The organism is Conchiformibius steedae, from assembly GCF_014054725.1.
In the GTDB taxonomy this organism is placed as follows: domain Bacteria; phylum Pseudomonadota; class Gammaproteobacteria; order Burkholderiales; family Neisseriaceae; genus Conchiformibius; species Conchiformibius steedae.
Genome location: NZ_CP059563.1, coordinates 156,197 through 175,401, shown reverse-complemented (window position 1 = coordinate 175,401; position 19,205 = coordinate 156,197). Strand labels below are relative to the sequence as shown.

Genomic DNA, 19,205 nt, shown 5'->3' with positions numbered 1-19,205 from the left:
CGCCAAACAAACCGATAAAACAAATGAAGGAACACTGAATATGAAAATCAGAGCGCAAGTCGGCATGGTGCTGAATTTGGACAAATGTATCGGCTGCCACACCTGCTCCGTTACCTGCAAAAACGTGTGGACCAGCCGCGACGGCGTGGAATATGCGTGGTTTAACAATGTGGAAACCAAGCCTGGCATCGGTTTTCCCAAAAACTGGGAAGACCAAGAAAAATGGAACGGCGGCTGGGTGCGCAAACCCGACGGCAAACTTGTTCCCAAGCAGGGCGGCAAGCTGAAAATCCTCGCCAATATTTTTGCCAACCCCAATATGCCGCAGATTGACGACTATTACGAGCCGTTTACCTACGACTACGAGCATCTGCAAAACGCCCCGAAAATGAACACCCCGCCCACTGCCCGTCCCGTATCGGTGCTGACCGGTAAAAAAATGGACAAGATTGAATGGGGACCGAACTGGGAAGACGATTTGGCAGGCGAATTTGAAAAACGCGCCAAAGACGTATTGTTTGAAGGCATTCAAAAAGAAATGCACGCCGCGTTTGAGCAGACCTTTATGATGTACCTACCGCGCCTGTGCGAACACTGCTTAAACCCCACCTGTATCGCTTCCTGTCCTTCAGGCAGCATTTACAAACGCGAAGACGACGGCATTGTTTTGATTGACCAAGACAAATGTCGCGGCTGGCGTATGTGTGTTTCAGGCTGCCCCTACAAAAAAATCTATTACAACTGGACGTCAGGCAAAGCCGAAAAATGCACTTTCTGCTATCCGCGCATTGAAGGCGGACAACCCACCGTATGTTCCGAAACCTGTGTCGGACGCATCCGCTATTTGGGTGTGCTGCTGTACGATGCCGACAAAATCGAGCAAGCCGCATCGGTAGAAAACCCGCAGGATTTGTATGAACAGCAACTGGGCTTGTTCCTTAATCCGCACGACCCCGAAGTACAGCGCGAAGCCCTGAAACAAGGCATCAGCCAAAGCTGGTTGGACGCGGCGAAAAATTCGCCCGTGTACAAAATGGCAATGGAATGGAAAGTCGCTTTTCCGCTGCATCCCGAATACCGCACCCTGCCGATGGTGTGGTATATCCCGCCGCTGTCGCCGATTCAGTCTGCCATTGAAAACGGCTTGGTGGGCGAAAACGGCATTATCCCCAGCGTAGATGAAATGCGTATTCCCCTGCGCTATCTGGCGAATTTGCTGACCGCAGGCAAAGTAGAGCCGATTAAAGCCGCTTTGGAACGCATGATTGCCATGCGCCGCTTTAAGCGCGGGCAAACCGTACACGGCGAAACTTTGGCACAAACCTTGGACGGCACAGGCTTAACCCCCGAAATGGTGGAAGACATGTATCAGATTATGGCGATTGCCAATTATGAAGACCGCTTTGTGATTCCGTCTTCCCACAAAGAAATGGTGGAAAACAGCTTTGACGACAAAGCAAGCTGCGGCTTTACTTTCGGCAACGGCTGTTCGGGCGGCGAAAGCGAACAAAGCCTGTTCGGTAAACGCAAAGGCACGCCGATTATTTTTCACGGTCTGCGCAAAGATGCCGAGAAAAACCGTCAAAACGGAGTGCGCTAATCATGGAACGCAATCCCGTTTACCAATGGTTTTCCGTGCTGCTGTGCTATCCCGAAGCCGAGCTTCAGGCAGCTTTGCCCGAACTGCGCCAATTTTTACATGATTGCGCCGATTTGCAGGCTTACCGTGCGGCGTTGGACGGCTTTTTAGACGCTGTGGCACACAGCAGTTTGCGCGAATGGCAGGAAAGCTATGTCGCCACCTTTGACCGCAACCGCAGCCATGCCCTGTATATTTTTGAGCATGTATATGGCGAAGACCGCGACCGCGGCAGTGCCATGGTGGATTTGCTGGAAGAATACCGCAGTAGCGGTTGGGAGTTGGGCGACGACGAACTACCCGACTACTTGCCTGCGCTGCTGGAATATTTGGCGCAGATTCCCGCCGACCGCGCCGCCAAGCTGTTGGGCGATGCCGTTCATGTGATTGCTCATATCGGCGGCAAACTCGCCCAAAACGCCTCGCCCTATGCCGTGCTGTTTGAAGCTTTGGCATCACTCAGTCCCGTTGCTGCGCAGCCGTTGATTGAACCGCCCGTGCGCGATATGGACGAAGCCATGGAAACCTTCGGCGCAGATATTTCGGGCGTTGAACCCCTGCTCAAACCGCAGCCGCAAACCGCTACCGTACAGTTTTACCCGCAGGCAGCCGCACCTGCCCGCCAAGGAGCTTAACATGAACACTTTTCATCAATTTTTCTTTGGGATTTACCCCTATATTTGCTTAAGCGTGTTTTTACTCGGCAGCCTGTTCCGTTTTGAACGCGAACAGTATTCGTGGAAAAGCGAATCCAGCCAGATTTTGTATGAAGGCGATTTGCGTTTGGGCAATATCCTGTTTCACATCGGCGTGCTGGCAGTGTTTTTCGGGCATCTGGTCGGACTGCTGACACCGCTGTGGGTGTGGGAGCTGCTGGGCATCAGTCACAGTGCCAAACAGATTTTTGCCATGCTGATGGGCGGCGTGTTCGGTTTGACCGCGCTGGCAGGTTTGCTGCTGCTGATTCGCCGCCGCTTCAAATGCGACCGTCTCGCCGCCAACAGCACATGGCGTGACAAACTGGTGTTGCTGTGGATTCTTGCCACGCTGGTGTTGGGTTTGCTTACCATTTTTGTCAGCATGGGACACACAGACGGACACGAAATGGTAAAACTGATGAAATGGGCGCAACACATCGTTACCTTGCGCGGTGGTGCGGCGGAGTTTATTGAAGACACCCATTTGCTGTTTAAACTGCATATTGTTATGGGCATGACCTTTTTCCTGATTTTCCCGTTTACCCGCATGGTGCATGTGTGGAGCGGTTTTGCCAGCTTGGGCTATTTGGGACGCGCATGGCAGGTGGTGCGCCGCCGTTAATATGGTTGATTAAAATTTCAACGATAATCAATATGCTTTTAACCTCAAACAGCCGACTGAAAAACATTCAGCCGGCTGTTGTTTTTTTCGCCCCCATTTCCAATAAAATAGACTTAAGATACAGTTAATTTTGATATAAATCAAAATTTCTAGAATAAAATACCAATTAGCCTTGAAAATCTAGTTGCCTGTAATAAAATTACTGCCTTTCATTCAGAAATTTACCTATGAACAAATGATTAGCAGTTGGAATAAATTGATTACTTCTTCAATATCGGTGGCTTTTCTGGGTATTACCGGTTGGGCTACGGCGTATTGTTACGGTTGGGGACAAGCCTTGTATTACGGCTATCCGTGGTGGCACGTCCATCAAGGTCCCGACCAAGTGGCACGCAGTTTGGCTTATGTGTGCGTGGCATCATTGGCATTGGTGGCGGGATATATATTGGGCTACGCGCTGTTGCAGCAGGTACGAAAAAGCCTGTTGTTTCAACAAATCGGCTGCTTACGGATTTTCGTGTTGATATCCGTCTTTTTTTGGCCAGTGGCATTGGAATTTTATCTGTTTATCGGCAATCTGCCGCAGCAGGTGTTGGAATATTACCTGTTGTTTACCCTGATTGCTTCCATTTTGCTGCACCGTGTGGGTAACCGTTTTACCTTGGATTGGAAGTGTTTGGTGGCAAACGAACAATATTCCGTTGTGTTTACTGCCGTTTTTTTTCTGTATTTTACTTTGCTGTCGTTTGGCATCGGCTATACGCGCCCGCATTTCCGCACCACTTACGACCGCATTGTCTTTGAAAAGCAGTCCTACTATATTTTGGCAAGCAATCACGATGTGTATATTTTGGGACGCTGTATGCGCGACAACCATTCGTTTGTGTTTTTTAATCACAATACTTTAAAGGGTTATAAAATAGACGTGGTACAGAACGGGCTTTAAGGTTTCCTATTGGGAAACATTGCGTTTAATAAAAGACTCTTTTGTATCGCAATGGTTTATCTTATAATGCGTTCTGTTGATGCCCGCAAGCGGGTGTTAAAAAGATACTCAACCAATTATAAAGGAAATCATCATGCAAACCGTTTACCACGCAGCCGATTCTCGCGGTATGGCACATCATGGCTGGCTGAAAAGCGCCCACACTTTTAGCTTCGCTAACTACTATAACCCCCAGCGTATGGGCTTTGGCGTATTGCGCGTGATTAATGACGACTTTGTAGAAGGTGGCGAAGGCTTTGGCACGCACCCCCACCGCGATATGGAAATTATTTCCGTACCTTTGAGCGGCGACTTGGCGCACCGCGACAGCATGGGTAACGGCAGCATTATCCGCAACGGTGATATTCAAGTGATGTCTGCGGGTACAGGCGTGACCCACAGCGAAATGAATGCTAACGCTGACCAAGCGGTTAAATTCCTGCAAATTTGGATTCTGCCGCGCCACAATGCTGTAAAACCGCGCTATCAGCAAATTACCATTGCTGACCAAGCGAAACCCAATGATTTTCAACAAATCCTGTCACCTAATCCTGATGATGATGGCGTATGGATTCACCAAGATGCTTGGTTCTCGTTGGCGCGTTTTGATAAAGGCACGAAAAAACGTTACGATGTAAAACGTGCAGGCAACGGAGTGTATGTGTTTGTGATTAAAGGCGAAGCCAAAATCGGCGACGTGCAATTGAAACAGCGCGACGGTTTGGGCGTGTGGGATGCGGAAGGCTTTGATGTGGAAGCCACTGCCGATGCCGAAATCCTGTTGATGGACGTGCCTTTGGATGTGGCAGCCAGCACCAATCGTCCTTTGAACTAACCGCCCGTTCAATCAATTACCTGATAAAGCAGCCTGAAAACGTAAAAATGCGTTTTCAGGCTGTTTTTTTGTGCGTAAACGGGCAGGGTGGTCATATCCGCCAAAATAACTATAAACGCTTATACCAATGCTTTGCGCCTGCCTGTCTTTCTGCGAATGCGCCGCCGCACGCTTCGGCGTAAGGTTGCGTTTTAACTTACAGAAAGGCAGGAAACCCGAATGGCTTCCGAGCAGTATAAACGCTATTCGGTACTGGTGAGCAGTACTTGGTCGTTTACCATGTGTTTTATGGTGTGGATGATGCTGGCGGTGGTGGGCATTCCCGTTAAAAATCAGTTGGGTTTGAGCGAAACCGAATTTGGTATTTTGGCGGCGATGCCTGTGTTATCGGGGTCACTGGTGCGTGTGCCGTTGGGGATGATGACCGACCGTTTCGGCGGACGTATTGTGATGTTCTGCCTGATGATGGCGAGCGTACCGGCGATTTTTCTGATGCAGTATGCCGATGCGTATTGGCAGTTTTTGCTGATTGGTTTGGTGATGGGCTTGGCAGGCGGGGCGTTTTCGGTGGGAACGCCGTATGTGGCGCGTTGGTTTCCGAAAGAGCAGCAGGGTTTGGCAATGGGTGTGTTTGGTGCGGGCAATGCAGGCAGCGCCTTAAATAAATTTATTGCGCCTGCTTTGATTGCGGCAGGCACTTGGACTTTGGTGCCGAATGTGTATGCGGCGATTATGCTGGCAACCGCCATTATTTTTTGGTTTACCAGCTACCACGACCCCAAGCATCTGACTTCTTCCAGCGTTACTTTAAAAGACCAACTGGCTTTGCTGAAAGACCCCGGTGTGTTGCGTTACAGCCAATATTATTCGGTGGTGTTCGGCGGTTATGTGGCTTTGGCCTTGTGGATGACCAAGTATTATGTGGGCGAATACGGTTTGAGCCTGCAAACGGCGGCTTTGCTGGCGGCGTGTTTTTCGCTGCCCGGCGGGGTGTTGCGGGCGTTTGGCGGTTATTTGTCGGATAAATTCGGCGCATACAAGGTAACTTGGGCGGTGATGTGGGTGTGTTGGGTGTGCTTTTTTATTTTGTCGTATCCGCAAACCGAGCTGCTGATTCACGGTAAAAACGGCGATATTGCTTTAAGCATCGGTTTGAATGTGTATGTGTTTACCGCACTGATGTTTGCGGTGGGGATTGCCACGGCGGTGGGTAAGGCTTCGGTGTTTAAATTTGTGGCAGACGATTATCCGACCAATATCGGTGCGGTATCGGGTATTGTCGGATTGGCAGGCGGTTTGGGCGGTTTCTTGCTGCCGATTATGTTCGGCGTGCTGGAAGACTGGACGGGCGTGCGTTCCACATCGTTTATGCTGCTGTATGGCACGGTGTGCGTATCGCTGGTTTGGATGCACTTTTCTTTTAAAGCCAAAGCCAAGGCTTAATTTTGAAAACGGAGTAATCATGTCTCATCTTATTCAACATTGGCAACCCGAAGACCCCGAATTTTGGCGCAGTACCGGCAAAAAAGTTGCCAAACGCAATTTGTGGATTTCCATTCCCGCGCTGCTGCTGGCATTTGCCATTTGGCAGGTGTGGAGCGTGGCGGTGGTCAATCTGCCCAATATCGGCTTTAAATATACCGAAAACCAATTATTCTGGCTGGCTGCCGTACCGGCATTGTCGGGCGCGACGCTGCGGATTTTTTACTCGTTTATGGTGCCGGTATTCGGCGGGCGCAAATGGACGGTGCTTTCCACCGCCAGCCTGCTGCTGCCTGCGCTGGGTTTGGGCTTTGCCGTACAAAACCCCGATACGGGCTACGGCACGATGTTGCTGTTGGCATTATTGTGCGGATTTGGCGGCGGTAATTTTTCGTCCAGCATGGCGAACATCAGCTTTTTTTATCCCAAAGCCGAAAAAGGCACAGCCTTGGGCTTAAACGCAGGCTTGGGCAATTTGGGCGTATCGGCGGTGCAGTTTGTCGTGCCTTTGATTATTACCGCAGGCGTATTCGGTGCATTGGGCGGTGAAGCGCAAACATGGGCGAAAGACGGCGTCAGCAAACAAATCTGGCTGCAAAACGCAGGCTTTGTGTGGGTGCCGTTTATTGTGCTTTCCACTTTGGCAGCGTGGTTCGGCATGAACGACTTGGCCAGCGCCAAAGCCAGTTTTAAAGAACAAGCGGTTATTTTCAAAAGAAAACACAACTGGATTATGTGCGTGCTGTATTTGGGTACATTCGGCTCGTTTATCGGTTTTGCCGCAGGTTTTCCGCTGTTGACCAAAAGCCAGTTTTCCGGCATTGACCCCGTTAAATACGCTTTTATCGGCCCTTTGGTGGGTGCATTGGCACGACCGTTTGGCGGTTGGCTTTCCGATAAAATTCAAAGCGGTGCTAAAGTAACGCAATGGGTGTTTGCCGGTATGATTGTGGCGGTGGCGGGTGTAATCGCCTTTTTGCCGACAAACGGGCAGGGCGGTAATTTTTGGGGCTTTTTTGCCTGCTTTGTTGCCTTGTTTGCGCTGACGGGCATCGGCAACGGCTCAACCTTTATGCAAGTGCCGGTTATTTTCTTAAACCAGCACCAGCAGTTTGCCAAACAAGGCTTGGTGAGTGAAGAACAGGCGCGTTTGAACGCTACCAAAGAAGGCGCGGCTGTGGTGGGCTTTACCGCTGCTTTTGCGGCTTACGGCGGCTTTTTTATCCCCAAAAGCTATGGCACGTCTATTGAACTGACGGGCAGTGTAAACGGTGCGTTAATCGGCTTTATTGTATTTTATGCGTTGTGTTTGCTATTAAACTGGTGGTTTTACGCCCGCAAAGGTGCAGAAGCGCGTTGTTAATGCCTGATTGATGGCATAATCATGAACAGGCAGGCGCTTGGCTTGCCTGTTTTTGATTGGCGGGAATGGTGTGGCGGCAAGGGTTTGGTTAGGCTGGTGTTTTTTATGAGATGGAAAAAATGAAAAAAATCATTGCTTTGTGTGTGTGGCTGGGTATGGTATTGCCTGCGGCGGCGGCGGAAATTACGGTTTCGGCGGCTGCCAGCCTGCGCGATGCGTTTGCGGAAATGGCGGCGGATTACCAAACGCTGTATCCCGATGCAAAGGTAAAGCTGAATACGGGGGCTTCGGGTACACTGTTGCGCCAGTTGTTACACGGTGCGCCTGTAGATGTGCTGGCAACGGCAGATGAGGCAACGATGCGGCGTGCGGTGGCAGCGGGGGCGGTACGCGCCGACAGCCGTGTGGTGTTTGCGGGCAATGCGCTGGTGCTGGTGTTGCCGCAGTCGTCGCCGCACAAAGGGTTTGCACCTGCGGATTTGCGTCAGGCGGGGGTAAGGCGGATTGCGGTGGGTCAGCCCGACAGTGTGCCTGCGGGGGCGTATGCCAAGGCGTTTTTACTGAAACAGGGGCTGTGGGCAGATGTGCAGGCAAAATTGGTGTATGCGCAAAATGTGCGTCAGGCTTTGGCGTATGTGGCGCGGGGGGAGGCAGATGCGGGTTTGGTGTACCGCACAGATGCTTTATCGGCACGGGGTAAGGTGCGGGTGGCGGCGGTATTGGCAGGCGAACCCGTGCGCTATCCTGCGGCGGTGAGCAGCCGTTCGCGTCAGCCTGCGGAAGCGCGGCGTTTTGTGGTGTATCTGCAATCGGCGCGGGCGCAGGGGATTTTGCAAAAATACGGTTTCAGCAAGCCTTAACGGATAGGCATGATGTCTGCGTTGTATTTGTCGCTAAAGGTGGCGTTTGCGGCTACGGCTGCCAATTTGGTGTTGGGGGTGGCGGTGGCGTGGCTGTTGGCGCGTTGCCGTTTTTGGGGAAAAGAGCTGTTGGACGTGGCTTTGACTTTGCCGATGGTGATGCCGCCTACGGTGGTGGGCTATTATCTGCTGGTGTTGTTCGGGCGTGAGGGGGTGTTGGGGCAGTGGCTGCAAACGGTGTTCGGCATCAATCTGATTTTTACTTGGCAGGGGGCGGCGCTGGCGGCGGCGGTGGTAACGTTTCCTTTGGTGGTACAGCCGGCGCGCGCGGCTTTGGAAGGTGTCAAACCGCAATACGAACAGGCGGCGCGTTTGGCGGGCTTGTCGGAAGCGGCGTTGTTTTGGCGGGTAACGCTGCCTTTGGCGTGGCGGGGGATTTTGGCGGGACTGCTGCTGGCGTTTGCGCGGGCGTTGGGCGAATTCGGTGCTACGCTGATGATTGCAGGCAGTATTCCGGGCGAAACGCAAACGTTGTCGGTGGCGGTGTATGAAGCGGTGCAGGCAGGCGATGACGAAACCGCTTGGCAGCTGGTGGTGTTGATTTCCTGCGTGTGTGTGGCGGTGTTGTGGATCACGCGCCGTTTGAGTACGGGCAAAGGTGCAGTATGAATATATTTGATTTTTCCATACATACCCGCTTGGACGGCGAACGTCCGTTTGTTTTGCAGGCAGATTGCCGCAGCCGCGCCCGCCGTTTGGCACTGGTGGGCGCATCGGGTGCGGGCAAAAGCCTGACCATGCAGATTGTGGCGGGTTTGTTTCCCGCACAGCACGCCCGTATCGTGATTAACGGACAAGTATTGGCAGACACTGCCCGCCGTGTGTGGCTGCCGCCGCAGCAACGGCGCATCGGGCTGGTGTTTCAAGATTTTGCCCTGTTTCCGCATTTAACGGTGGCGCAAAATATTGCCTTTGGTTTACACACGGGTTGGCGCAATCCGCCGCGCCGTCCGTTTGCGCCCGCCGTGCGCGAATGGCTGGCACAAATGGAATTGGAAGCGGTTGCCGACCGTTATCCCCATCAGATTTCAGGCGGACAAAAACAGCGTACCGCCTTGGCGCGGGCCTGTATCGGCGAACCGCGCTGCCTGCTGTTGGACGAGCCTTTTTCGGCTTTAGACACCGCATTGCGCCGTCAGATGCGCGACACGGTTGCCCGACTGCAAAGCCGTTTGCACATACCGATGCTGCTGATTAGCCATGATGAAGCCGATGTTCGCGCACTGGCAGACGAAGTTATCCGCATAGAGCAGGGGTGTACGGTTTAGAGTGGATTAAAATCAATATGATACGGCGTTACAGCCTTTTGTCGTTTTTATTTTATCAACGACAGGCGGCGTTCAGTTATGGGGAACGGCAACATTATGCTGTACCGCATACACCGCAGCCTGTACGCGGCTGTTCAGTTCCAGCTTGCGTAAAATATTTTGAACATGTACTTTAATGGTGGATTCTGCCAAATCCAATTGTCGGGCAATGATTTTATTGCTGTGTCCTACCGCCAGATGTCCCAAAATTTCCATTTCGCGCGGGGTGAGCGTGTCGAGGGCGCAGCTTTCGGCGGGGGCTTGCGGACGAATCAGCGACTGCACCAGCCGCGCCGTCATTTCGGGGGAAAACACATTGTCGCCGTGAAAGGCTTTTTTAACGGCATCCACCAAAAAATCGGCATGAATGTTTTTCAATAAAAACCCGCGCGCGCCCAAACGCATACATTCGGTTAAATCTTCGCTGTCTTCCGATACGGTTAAAATAATCACGGTTTGTTCGGGACGGCTGCTGAGTATTTGCGCCAAGGCTTCGCGCCCGTTCATCACGGGCATATCCAAATCCAGCAGCACCACATCGGGGGCAAGCTGTTCCACCAGTTTGACGCCGCTTAATCCGTCTGCGGCTTCGCCTATTACTTCACAATCTGCCTGCCGCGCCAGCAGGGCTTTGATGCCGCTGCGGAACAGGGTATGGTCGTCTATTAATACAATGCGTATGGTATTCATTCTAAAATCCTTTCTGATTGGGGCAGGGTAAGCCGTATGCGGGTGTAGCGGTTGGGGTGCGACTGAATATCCAATTCGGCACGGATGCGGCGGGCGCGTTCGCGCATAATCCCCAAACCGACATGGCTGCTGGCAAGGGGACGGCGGGTGTCAAATCCGCGCCCGTTGTCGGTAATGGTCATCACAAAATCGCGCCCGTTGTCAAAATCCACCGCCACATGCTGTGCCTGCGCGTGTTTGCGGATATTGGACAGGCTTTCCTGCAAAATAAAAATAAATTGAAGTTCCTGTTCGCTGCTTAAGGGTTGTCCGTCGCCCTGCCAGCGTACGCTGACGGCAACATGGGTCTGCTGTTCAAAACGTTGGGCAAGGGTTTGTACGGCTTCGGCGAATTCTTTGCGGGTGATTTTGGTGCGGAAATTCAGCAGCAGCTCGCGCACGTCTTCATAGCATTCTTGCACGCCTTCTTTGATAAAGTTGAGGTTTTCTTTGATTTGGGCGTGCTCGTTGGCGGCGATGGCGCTTTCCAGCATTTGTACCTGTAAATTTAAAAAGGTCAGGGTTTGGGCAATGCTGTCGTGCAATCCCTGTGCCATCAGGTTGCGTTCCTGCAAAACTGCCAAACGGCGGCTTTCGCCGATTAGACGGATGTGGCTGAGGGCAACGCCGAATTGGCTGCACAGGGCTTCAATCAGTTCGCCGGTGCGTTCAAATGCGTAAGGCTCGGCAAAATAGAGGGTCATCATGCCGAGGTCTTGCCCGTTGCAGGCGATTTTGAAAATGCGCAGGTGGGTAAAGCCTGATTGCCGGCACACGGCTTCGGTGTAGGGCGGCGGGGGCAGTTTGTCAAAAATAATGGGCTGCCATTGGTCGTTGCGGACGGATTGTCCGCACAGGCAGTCGTCCAAAATGCGGCAGGCGGCGGCGTTTTGCAGTTCGGGAGGCAGTCCGTGGTGGGCAATCAGGTCAAGGCGGCTGCGTTCAAAATCCACCAAACGGATGCTGCCCGCCTGGGCAGGCACAATGCTGATGATTTTTTCCAAAAAGCCTGCGGCGGCTTCGGCGGCGGTTTGGCTTTGATTAAGAAAACGCGAGAAAAAATAAAGCGTTTGTAAGGTTTCGTTTTTGTGAACCAAATCGCGGGTTTTGTCGGCAACTTCCTGTTCCAGCCCGTGATAAAGCTGCTGCAAGCGGGTGCTCATCTGGTTAAAACCCGAATCCACTTGGGCAAATTCGCTGGAATCGGACACAGGCACTTGTACGCCGAAACGTCCGTCATGCACGTCTTGCACGCCGCTTTGCAGGGTTTGCAGGGGACGGATAATCCATGCCGACAGCAGCAGCACGGTAACGGCGGCACTGACCACCACCATCGCCAGCAATGCGGTTTGGAAAAAACGCAGCCATTTGATGTGGTTGGTATTAACGGCTTCTACGGCAAGGGTTAAGCCGTCGATGGCGGCGATAAAGTGGGCGAGTGTGCTTTCATCTACGCTGCTGCCTTGCGCGGCGCTGCGTTCAAACAGGGGTTTGATGCGTCCGTGCCAAGCGTGTTGCAGGTGGTGCAGACGGCGGCGCACATCGGCATTATCGGGCAGAAACAGCGGACGGCGCGGGTCGCCGTGTTCCAAAGTGGCAAGGGTGTGGTCAAAACGGCGGATTTGAGCGTGAATGCGCTCGGCGGGCAGGCGGGTATTCACCGCCAAACCGAGATGGTAGGTTTGCATACGCAAACTGCCCGCATCGTTGATGGCAGCCGCACCGCCTTCCAAACGCCACGACAGCAGCAGGGTCAGGATAATGGAAGCCAGTGCGACAATCAGCCACAGCAGGGTCAGCAGTTTTAAGCGGTGCGACAGGCTGCGCGGCAGCAGGGCAGATAGGTTCATGGGTTTAGGCGGGCTTCGGGATTGGCAAGCCACGCGGCATCGTCGCCGTCCAAATAAAATTCCTGTTTCCAAATCGGCACTTCGGCTTTGACGGTGTCAATAATAAAACGGCAGGCGGCAAACGCGGCATCGCGGTGTCCGGCGCTTACGCCCACCCACACTGCCATATCGCCCACGCCCAAACGCCCGACACGGTGGACACACAATACTTCTTCTACGGCAAACCGTTGTTTTGCCTGTGCCATTACCGCTTTGCCTTGCGCCAATGCCAATTCGGGATAGCTGCTGTACACCAGATAATCCACCTGTCTGCCTGCGTTTTGGCGGCGAACCCAGCCTTCAAAACAGGTAAACGCGCCGCAGGATTCGGCTTGCAGCAGGCGTTGGCGTAAGGCGGCGGGGTCAATCGCCTGTTCGGTCAAATCAAACATATCAGCCTCCGGATACGGGCGGAATAAAGGCAACGGTGTCGCCGTGGTTTAAAGGCTGCTGCCAATCGCCAAAGGCGTGATTGACGGCAGGGCGCAACTGCGTTTGGTTTAAATCAAAATCATGGCGCGAGCGCAGTTCGGCATACAGTTCGGCAGGGGTGGCGGCATCAGACGACACGGTTTCGCTGTCGCAGCCTGCCTGTTCGCGCAAGGCGGCAAAATACAGCACGGTAAAGGATTTAACGGTTAAATTCATGTTTGCCTCCCGATTTGTGCAGTAAGCGGATGTGGCTGATTTCAATATCGTGGCTTAAGGCTTTTGTCATATCGTACACGGTGAGCGCGGCGGCGGAAACGGCGGCCAAGGCTTCCATTTCTACGCCGGTTTTGTGGGTAACGGCGGTTTCGGCGGTGATGTGCAGGCTGTGGTTGTGGTCGTGGTAGGCAAAATGCAGCTTGCAGCGTTCCAACATCATCGGGTGGCACATGGGAATGATTTGCGCGGTGTTTTTGGCGGCCATAATGCCTGCCACGCGGGCAATGTCGGTAATCGCGCCTTTGGCGGTTTGACCGTTGGTGGTTTGGATATGGGCATACACTTCGGGCGGAAAAAATACCGTGCCTTCAGCGCGGGCAACGCGCAGGGAAGGCTGTTTGTCGGATACGTCAACCATTTGGCTGTGTCCGTGTTCGTTCAGGTGGGTGAGTTGGGGCATGGTTTGGAATCAAAAAAGTTGAAGGGTGTAGGGCTTGCCACGCGGCACGGGCGGCGGCAAATTCTTCGGGGGTATTAAAATTGGCTAAAGGCTGTTCGGCGGCAGGTAGGGGGACTTGGGCGGTGGTTTGTTGCGCCAGCCAGCCGTGTACGCGCCGTTGTCCTGCGGCAACATCATTTGTCAAAGCGGAGGCAAGCTGCGCCGACCAATGTGCCAGCAGGGGCAAACTGTGTGCGCCGTGTGCCAGCATGACCACGCCTTCGCGCCATGCGGGGGTGTGGGCGGCGGTGTGCAGCAGCGCAGCCACGCGTTCGGGGTGTAACAAGGTATCGCAGGCAAACACATATACGCCGTTAAAACCTTGGCTGCGGGCGTGTTGCAGGGCAGGGGCAATGGCAGACAATGCGCCTTGTTTGTCGGGCAGGCTGTCGGGCAGGTATTCGGCGCGGGGGCTGTCGGTAAAACGTGTGCCGTCTGCCGCCAGCCACACGGGACGGCGCGCGGCGGCAATGTGTGTGTCAATCAGGGTGCGGTTTTGCCACGGCAGCAACGGTTTGGGCGAACCCATGCGGCTGCTGCGTCCGCCGCACAAAATCAACAGCGGGTCGGCAGGCATGTTTCAGGCAGCCTGCCACGCATTAAACACGCGGGTAAAACCGCAGCTTTCCAAACGCGGGTCAAGCTGGGGCGCAATCACTTTTTCCCAAGCGGTGCGGCAGGCGTTGGTTGAGCCGGGCAGACAAAAAATCAAGGTGCGGTTTGCCATGCCCGCCACGGCGCGGGACTGAATGGTGGACATACCGATTTCCTGATAGGAAACGGCGCGGAACATCTCGCCAAAGCCCGGAATGCTTTTGTCAAACAGGCAGGCAACCGCATCAGGGGTCACATCGCGGTCAAACATACCCGTTCCGCCCGTTACCAGCACCACGTCAATTTCAGGGTTGGCAATGGCAACGGCAACACGGGCGCGGATATCGTATAACTCGTCGCGGCACAAATCGCGCGAATGCAGGCTGTGTCCGCCGTTTTGCAGGGCTTGGCACAGATAATCGCCGCTGCCGTCTTCTTTAAAGCTGCGGGTGTCGGTAACGGTGAGCACATGGATGTTTAAGGGGCGGAAGGCGGGGGCGGGTTTGGACATGGGGGTTTCCTGTAGGTAAGCGGTTTTTGCGGCAGTGTGTCAAGGTTTGGGCTGCCTGAATATGCTCCCTCTCCCGTGCAAACGGGGGAGGGTTGGGGAGGGGGTAATTTTGGCAAGTATTTTCCCTCACCCTAGCCCTCCCCCGTTTGTACGGGGGAGGGAATGATGCGGCGGCAGGGTTCAGCCGCCAATCATGGATAAATCGCGGATTAAGCCAAAGTTTTTATTGTGTAAAAAATGATGTTCGGGTTTGTGTGCCACCCATTCTCGCAACTGTGCCATCAGCGCATCGGCATCGCCGTTGTGCAGATGGGGGCGCAAATCGTATGCCACACCGCCAAACAGACACAAGTGCATTTTACCCTGCGCCGAAACGCGCAAACGGTTGCAGTTTTTACAGAAATCTTGGCTGTAGGGCGCGATAAAACCGATGCCGCCGGCAAAATCGCGGTGGCGGTATTCACGCGCGGGGCCGGCATCGGCATCACGCGGCAGCAGCTGCCAGCCTTCGCGCAACAAACGCTGTTCCAAGCTGCCTGCCGACAGGTGTTGCGCGGCAAACAGGGCATGGTTGTCGCCCGTTTGCATCAGCTCAATAAAACGCAGCGTCAGCGGACGGCGGCGCACATACTCTAAAGCATCAGCAAAGGTTTGTTCCGCGTGTTCGCGCAGCAATAGAGTGTTGATTTTAATTTGGTAAAAACCGCTGTCTAAAATCTGTTCCACATCGTGCAAAATGGTGTCGCATTCGTTTTTGCCGGTGATGCGGCGGAACACGTCGGCGCGGAAGCTGTCCAAGCTGACGTTGATTTTGTCCAAGCCTGCGGCACGGTACTGGGCAAAATGTTTGCCCAAACGGTGGGCGTTGGTGGTAAGCGCGATGCTGCGGATTTCGAGACGGGCGCGGCAGGCGGCGATAATGTCGGGCAGGTCGCGGCGCAAAGTGGCTTCGCCGCCGGTCAAACGGATTTTGCGCGTGCCGCTGCGGGCAAAGGCTTCGACTAAAGTATGAATTTCGGGCAGGCTTAATTCGTCTGCTTTGGCTTTGCCCTGATAACCGTTGGGCAGACAATAGCTGCAACGGTAGTTGCACAAATCGGTTACCGACAGGCGCAAATAGCTTAAACGGCGGGCAAACGGGTCAGTCAGCGGCGCATGGTTGATCATAAAAACGCCCCGTCAAACGGCTGTACGGTTACGTGGCTGCCTGCAGGCAGCGACGGGCTGTCGGCGGGCAGAATCATATAGGCATTGGCGCGGCTGATGCCGTAGATGCGGTGCGAATCCTGTGCGCCGCAGGGTTCTGCCAACCAATTGCCTGCTTCGTCCATGCGGATAAGGGCGCGTTGAAATTCGGTGCGTCCGCCGCTTTTACGCACATCACAGGCCAAAGTGGCGGTAAAACGTAAAGGTTCGGGCAGTTCTTCCGCGCCGCAAAGCTGCCACAGCGCGTTTTTTAAAAACACGTCAAAGCCGACAAAGCCCGAAATCGGATTGCCCGGCAAACCGAAATACCATGCTTGCAGCATCTGCCCGAACACAAAGGGCTTACCGGGTTTCATTGCCACTTGGTAATGATGAATCGCGCCCAAGCGAATCACGGCTTCGCGCATATAATCGTAATCGCCCACCGATACGCCGCCTGAAGTAATCACGGCATCGTGGTTTTGTGCGGCATCGTCCAAAACGTGCAGCACCTCTTCCAAATTGTCGGGAACTTGTTTTAAATCCACAATTTCAATCGGAAACTGCGCCAAACGCGCCATCAGCATGGGGCGGTTGCTGTCGTAAATACAGCCTTCAGAGGGCGCAGGCGTGCCGACCTCGCACAATTCATCGCCCGTAGACAGCACCGCCACTTTGATTTTGCGGTACACCGACACTTCGCCCAAACCCAATGCCGCCAACAGCAACACATCGGCTTCGCGCACAATGCGCCCTTTGTTCAATACGCGGCTGCCTGCGGCAATTTCTTCGCCACGGTAACGGATATTGGCGCGGTCGGCCACATCGTGCGTCAGCGTGATGCAGCCGTCGGCGTATTCGGTGTGTTCCTGTACCAGCACCGTGCGGCAGCTTGGCGGCACGACTGCGCCCGTCATAATGCGGATACATTCGCCTTCGTTCAGACTGCCTGTAAACGGGTGTCCTGCCGCCGATTCGCCCGCCACTTTCCACACGCTGCCTGCCGCCGCCGCTTCAGGCAGTGCATAACCGTCCATCGCCGACAAATCGGCATGGGGCAGACAGGCAGGCGCAAGCACATCTTGCGCCAACACCCGTCCCACCGCATGGGCAACGGCAACGGTTTCAGATTCGGGCAGACGGCGGCAGCGGGCGATGCGTTCGCGCATCTGTTTTTGCAGTTCGGCAACGGGGGTTAGCGGCATAGCGTGGATTCCTTCAAGCGTATAAGCGGCATAGGGGAAAGATTATAGAACGCCAAGCGGATAAGACCAATGCGCCCGATACAGGGGGCAGACTAGTTATAAAGAATTAGGGCGGATTGGGAACAGCATTCCGCCGTGGCTATGGTTGAAATGATTTATTTTTCAGACAAGCCCAGCCGATACCTTATAAGAAATAAAGAATTGTAAGCCATTATTTTATCAAAAAATTATGGTTGATAAAAATAAAAACACAAGCCAATCAACACTCCACCACACGCACGGAAACGGGAACGGCTTTTTGTTTTAAAGTGTATGCCAAACCCGCCAAAGAAGTTTCTTTATAAGTGGATTTCATATCGCGCCCGGTTTGCAACATGGTTTGTATCACCATGTCTAGGCTGACTTTTTTATCCGTTCCGTCTTCCAGCAGGGAAAGTTGCGCCAATTTGATGGCTTTTTCGGCGGCGATGCCGTTGCGCTCGATGCAGGGGATTTGCACCAATCCGCCCACGGGGTCGCAGGTTAAGCCCAAATGGTGCTCCATTGCCATTTCTGCGGCGTTTTCCACCTGTTCGGGACTGCCGCCGCTGACCGCGGCAAACGCGCCCGCCGCCATGGAACAGGCAACGCCCACTTCGCCTTGACAGCCCACTTCCGCGCCCGAAATGGAAGCATTGGTTTTGTATAAAATGCCGATTGCGCCTGCGGTGAGCAAAAAATCTTCTACAGCGCGTGGCGACGACAGGGGATGAAAGGTGCGGAAATAGTGCAATACGGCAGGAACAATGCCTGCCGCGCCGTTGGTGGGGGCAGTGACCACACGTCCGCCTGCGGCGTTTTCTTCGTTTACCGCCATGGCGTAAATCATGGGCCAAAGCTGGGTATTGAGCTGACCCGCATCACGCAGCGCCTGCATTTTTTCCGCCAAATCAGGGGCGCGGCGGCGCACATTTAAACCCCCAGGTAGTTGCCCGCGTTGCAGCAGTCCGCGCTGCACACAGTCGGACATGGCTTGGGCAATGGCGCTGACACGGCGGCGCACGGCAAGTTCTTTTTCGCCGCTTAAGGCTTTTTCGTTGGCAACCACAATTTGGGCGATATTCAGCCCTGTGTGTTGGCACATCTGCTGCAATTCCGCCATATTGCGGAAAGGATAAGGAACAGCGGCGGTGTTTTCAGGCAGCTTGCCAAATTCTTCATCGGTAACAATAAATCCGCCGCCAACGGAATAATAAATCTGTTCGTGCAAAGTGTGTTCGGCGGCATTGTAGGCGGTAAAACGCAGTCCGTTGGGGTGTTTGGGCAAGCTGTCGTCATAACGCACCACCATATCCCGCGCCACTTCAAAGGTAATCGGGAAGCTGCCGTTTAATTGCAGTTCGGCGTGGCGGTTGATGCGTTCCAATCGGGCAGCAATACTTTCCAAATCAATATCGTGGGGCAAGCTGCCTTCCAAACCCAGCAGCAGCGCGTCAAACGTGCCGTGTCCCTGCCCCGTTAATGCCAGCGAGCCGTACACCTCTACGGCAATGCGCGACACTTGCGCGGCATTTCCCGTGCGGGTAAGGCAGTCGGCAAAATCGGCGGCGGCTTTCATCGGTCCGACCGTGTGCGAGCTGGACGGTCCCAGCCCGATTTTAAAAATATCAAAAATGCTGAGCATAAAAGGTTTTCCTGATAAACAAAACATGAATTGTAAAATACAGCTTTTCAGACAGCCTGAAAAGCTGTATTTTAAGAATTGGTTTGCAAACAGGGTTTATCAACCCAGTCTATGCTTGCTGCCTGTTTCCGTACAAACCGATGATGTTCAGGAAAAAATCTTTGTTGTCCAATAAATAAGAAAAGGCTCATCCCGAAGAGAAAAAAAGCAGCCCTTTTGGAGGGGTTGCTTTTTGTTTGTGAAAGTTTATGGTACAATCTAGGAAATAGCTCACATAAAGCAGTTAGTGCTGATATGCTAGCTGGTATAAATTAACTGAGCAAAAGAACCACTTATCTAATCAGGTTTTCATCATGAAATATTTTTATAGGTATGTATTGTTTTATGGTGTATCTAATTTTCTCTAGTTGCATTATTCCTAAATTACAATA

Annotated in this window: 20 protein-coding genes; 10 read left to right on the top strand and 10 right to left on the bottom strand. The window is 53.4% G+C overall.

Annotated elements, in window-relative coordinates:
• Positions 1–40 precede the first annotated feature (40 nt).
• The 10 genes from narH (at position 41) to H3L98_RS01215 (ending at position 9,812) form a co-directional block, all read left to right on the top strand.
• The gene (gene narH / locus H3L98_RS01260; protein WP_027021991.1) at positions 41–1,600 is read left to right on the top strand and encodes a nitrate reductase subunit beta; all 1,560 of its coding nucleotides are present in this window, start codon (positions 41–43) and stop codon (positions 1,598–1,600) included.
• Positions 1,601–1,602: 2 nt separating this feature from the next.
• The gene (gene narJ / locus H3L98_RS01255) at positions 1,603–2,274 is read left to right on the top strand and encodes a nitrate reductase molybdenum cofactor assembly chaperone (protein WP_027021992.1); all 672 of its coding nucleotides are present in this window, start codon (positions 1,603–1,605) and stop codon (positions 2,272–2,274) included.
• 1 nt (position 2,275) lies between these two features.
• Positions 2,276–2,959: a respiratory nitrate reductase subunit gamma gene (gene narI / locus H3L98_RS01250; protein ID WP_027021993.1), complete on the top strand. Its 684-nt coding sequence runs from the start codon at positions 2,276–2,278 to the stop codon at positions 2,957–2,959.
• A gap of 235 nt (positions 2,960–3,194) precedes the next feature.
• The gene (locus H3L98_RS01245) at positions 3,195–3,905 is read left to right on the top strand and encodes a hypothetical protein (RefSeq protein ID WP_027021994.1); all 711 of its coding nucleotides are present in this window, start codon (positions 3,195–3,197) and stop codon (positions 3,903–3,905) included.
• Between the two features lie 133 nt (positions 3,906–4,038).
• Positions 4,039–4,779 carry a pirin family protein gene (locus H3L98_RS01240; protein WP_027021995.1) on the top strand — a complete coding sequence of 247 codons (741 nt, stop codon included), beginning with the start codon at positions 4,039–4,041 and terminating at the stop codon, positions 4,777–4,779.
• A gap of 219 nt (positions 4,780–4,998) precedes the next feature.
• Positions 4,999–6,222 carry an MFS transporter gene (locus tag H3L98_RS01235; RefSeq protein ID WP_027021996.1) on the top strand — a complete coding sequence of 408 codons (1,224 nt, stop codon included), beginning with the start codon at positions 4,999–5,001 and terminating at the stop codon, positions 6,220–6,222.
• A 19-nt stretch (positions 6,223–6,241) separates the two neighbouring features.
• The gene (locus H3L98_RS01230; RefSeq protein WP_027021997.1) at positions 6,242–7,624 is read left to right on the top strand and encodes a NarK family nitrate/nitrite MFS transporter; all 1,383 of its coding nucleotides are present in this window, start codon (positions 6,242–6,244) and stop codon (positions 7,622–7,624) included.
• Positions 7,625–7,743: 119 nt separating this feature from the next.
• Positions 7,744–8,484: a molybdate ABC transporter substrate-binding protein gene (gene modA / locus H3L98_RS01225; RefSeq protein ID WP_156932288.1), complete on the top strand. Its 741-nt coding sequence runs from the start codon at positions 7,744–7,746 to the stop codon at positions 8,482–8,484.
• Between the two features lie 9 nt (positions 8,485–8,493).
• On the top strand, positions 8,494–9,153 hold the full coding sequence (gene modB / locus H3L98_RS01220; RefSeq protein WP_027021999.1) for a molybdate ABC transporter permease subunit: 660 nt from the start codon (positions 8,494–8,496) through the stop codon (positions 9,151–9,153).
• Positions 9,150–9,812, top strand: coding sequence for a sulfate/molybdate ABC transporter ATP-binding protein (locus tag H3L98_RS01215; protein ID WP_027022000.1), 663 nt, complete (start codon positions 9,150–9,152; stop codon positions 9,810–9,812). Before modB ends, H3L98_RS01215 begins: the two co-directional genes overlap by 4 nt.
• A gap of 72 nt (positions 9,813–9,884) precedes the next feature.
• Here the strand turns inward: H3L98_RS01215 and H3L98_RS01210 are convergent, their stop codons facing one another.
• The 10 genes from H3L98_RS01210 to H3L98_RS01165 form a co-directional block, all read right to left on the bottom strand.
• Entirely contained in the window at positions 9,885–10,541 is a 657-nt protein-coding gene (locus H3L98_RS01210; protein ID WP_027022001.1) for a response regulator, read from the bottom strand.
• Positions 10,538–12,430, bottom strand: coding sequence for a type IV pili methyl-accepting chemotaxis transducer N-terminal domain-containing protein (locus tag H3L98_RS01205; protein ID WP_034333557.1), 1,893 nt, complete (start codon positions 12,428–12,430; stop codon positions 10,538–10,540). The genes H3L98_RS01210 and H3L98_RS01205 overlap by 4 nt, the downstream gene beginning before the upstream one ends.
• Positions 12,427–12,861 (bottom strand): molybdenum cofactor biosynthesis protein MoaE, encoded by a 435-nt coding sequence (locus tag H3L98_RS01200; RefSeq protein ID WP_027022003.1) that lies wholly within the window; start codon positions 12,859–12,861, stop codon positions 12,427–12,429. The genes H3L98_RS01205 and H3L98_RS01200 overlap by 4 nt, the downstream gene beginning before the upstream one ends.
• A gap of 1 nt (position 12,862) precedes the next feature.
• The gene (gene moaD / locus H3L98_RS01195) at positions 12,863–13,117 is read right to left on the bottom strand and encodes a molybdopterin converting factor subunit 1 (RefSeq protein WP_027022004.1); all 255 of its coding nucleotides are present in this window, start codon (positions 13,115–13,117) and stop codon (positions 12,863–12,865) included.
• Positions 13,101–13,577 carry a cyclic pyranopterin monophosphate synthase MoaC gene (gene moaC / locus H3L98_RS01190; protein WP_027022005.1) on the bottom strand — a complete coding sequence of 159 codons (477 nt, stop codon included), beginning with the start codon at positions 13,575–13,577 and terminating at the stop codon, positions 13,101–13,103. The genes moaD and moaC overlap by 17 nt, the downstream gene beginning before the upstream one ends.
• On the bottom strand, positions 13,528–14,193 hold the full coding sequence (gene mobA, locus H3L98_RS01185; RefSeq protein ID WP_084481879.1) for a molybdenum cofactor guanylyltransferase: 666 nt from the start codon (positions 14,191–14,193) through the stop codon (positions 13,528–13,530). The genes moaC and mobA overlap by 50 nt, the downstream gene beginning before the upstream one ends.
• A 3-nt stretch (positions 14,194–14,196) precedes the next feature.
• The gene (gene moaB / locus H3L98_RS01180; RefSeq protein ID WP_034333560.1) at positions 14,197–14,721 is read right to left on the bottom strand and encodes a molybdenum cofactor biosynthesis protein B; all 525 of its coding nucleotides are present in this window, start codon (positions 14,719–14,721) and stop codon (positions 14,197–14,199) included.
• 180 nt (positions 14,722–14,901) lie between these two features.
• Positions 14,902–15,888, bottom strand: a complete 987-nt coding sequence (gene moaA / locus H3L98_RS01175) for a GTP 3',8-cyclase MoaA (RefSeq protein ID WP_027022006.1) — start codon at positions 15,886–15,888, stop codon at positions 14,902–14,904.
• Positions 15,885–17,111, bottom strand: a complete 1,227-nt coding sequence (locus H3L98_RS01170; RefSeq protein ID WP_027022007.1) for a molybdopterin molybdotransferase MoeA — start codon at positions 17,109–17,111, stop codon at positions 15,885–15,887. Before H3L98_RS01170 ends, moaA begins: the two co-directional genes overlap by 4 nt.
• A gap of 259 nt (positions 17,112–17,370) precedes the next feature.
• Positions 17,371–18,774, bottom strand: a complete 1,404-nt coding sequence (locus H3L98_RS01165; RefSeq protein WP_027022008.1) for an L-serine ammonia-lyase — start codon at positions 18,772–18,774, stop codon at positions 17,371–17,373.
• Positions 18,775–19,205 lie beyond the last annotated feature (431 nt).

Coding starts and splice junctions, on each gene's coding strand:
- moaA (WP_027022006.1), bottom strand. CDS start 15,888: ATGATCAACCATGCGCCGCTGACTGACCCGTTTGCCCGCCGTTTAAGC.
- H3L98_RS01230 (WP_027021997.1), top strand. CDS start 6,242: ATGTCTCATCTTATTCAACATTGGCAACCCGAAGACCCCGAATTTTGG.
- moaB (WP_034333560.1), bottom strand. CDS start 14,721: ATGTCCAAACCCGCCCCCGCCTTCCGCCCCTTAAACATCCATGTGCTC.
- H3L98_RS01170 (WP_027022007.1), bottom strand. CDS start 17,111: ATGCCGCTAACCCCCGTTGCCGAACTGCAAAAACAGATGCGCGAACGC.
- H3L98_RS01215 (WP_027022000.1), top strand. CDS start 9,150: ATGAATATATTTGATTTTTCCATACATACCCGCTTGGACGGCGAACGT.
- mobA (WP_084481879.1), bottom strand. CDS start 14,193: ATGCCTGCCGACCCGCTGTTGATTTTGTGCGGCGGACGCAGCAGCCGC.
- narJ (WP_027021992.1), top strand. CDS start 1,603: ATGGAACGCAATCCCGTTTACCAATGGTTTTCCGTGCTGCTGTGCTAT.
- modA (WP_156932288.1), top strand. CDS start 7,744: ATGAAAAAAATCATTGCTTTGTGTGTGTGGCTGGGTATGGTATTGCCT.
- narI (WP_027021993.1), top strand. CDS start 2,276: ATGAACACTTTTCATCAATTTTTCTTTGGGATTTACCCCTATATTTGC.
- H3L98_RS01205 (WP_034333557.1), bottom strand. CDS start 12,430: ATGAACCTATCTGCCCTGCTGCCGCGCAGCCTGTCGCACCGCTTAAAA.
- moaD (WP_027022004.1), bottom strand. CDS start 13,117: ATGAATTTAACCGTTAAATCCTTTACCGTGCTGTATTTTGCCGCCTTG.
- H3L98_RS01235 (WP_027021996.1), top strand. CDS start 4,999: ATGGCTTCCGAGCAGTATAAACGCTATTCGGTACTGGTGAGCAGTACT.
- H3L98_RS01200 (WP_027022003.1), bottom strand. CDS start 12,861: ATGTTTGATTTGACCGAACAGGCGATTGACCCCGCCGCCTTACGCCAA.
- modB (WP_027021999.1), top strand. CDS start 8,494: ATGATGTCTGCGTTGTATTTGTCGCTAAAGGTGGCGTTTGCGGCTACG.
- moaC (WP_027022005.1), bottom strand. CDS start 13,577: ATGCCCCAACTCACCCACCTGAACGAACACGGACACAGCCAAATGGTT.
- H3L98_RS01210 (WP_027022001.1), bottom strand. CDS start 10,541: ATGAATACCATACGCATTGTATTAATAGACGACCATACCCTGTTCCGC.
- narH (WP_027021991.1), top strand. CDS start 41: ATGAAAATCAGAGCGCAAGTCGGCATGGTGCTGAATTTGGACAAATGT.
- H3L98_RS01165 (WP_027022008.1), bottom strand. CDS start 18,774: ATGCTCAGCATTTTTGATATTTTTAAAATCGGGCTGGGACCGTCCAGC.
- H3L98_RS01245 (WP_027021994.1), top strand. CDS start 3,195: ATGATTAGCAGTTGGAATAAATTGATTACTTCTTCAATATCGGTGGCT.
- H3L98_RS01240 (WP_027021995.1), top strand. CDS start 4,039: ATGCAAACCGTTTACCACGCAGCCGATTCTCGCGGTATGGCACATCAT.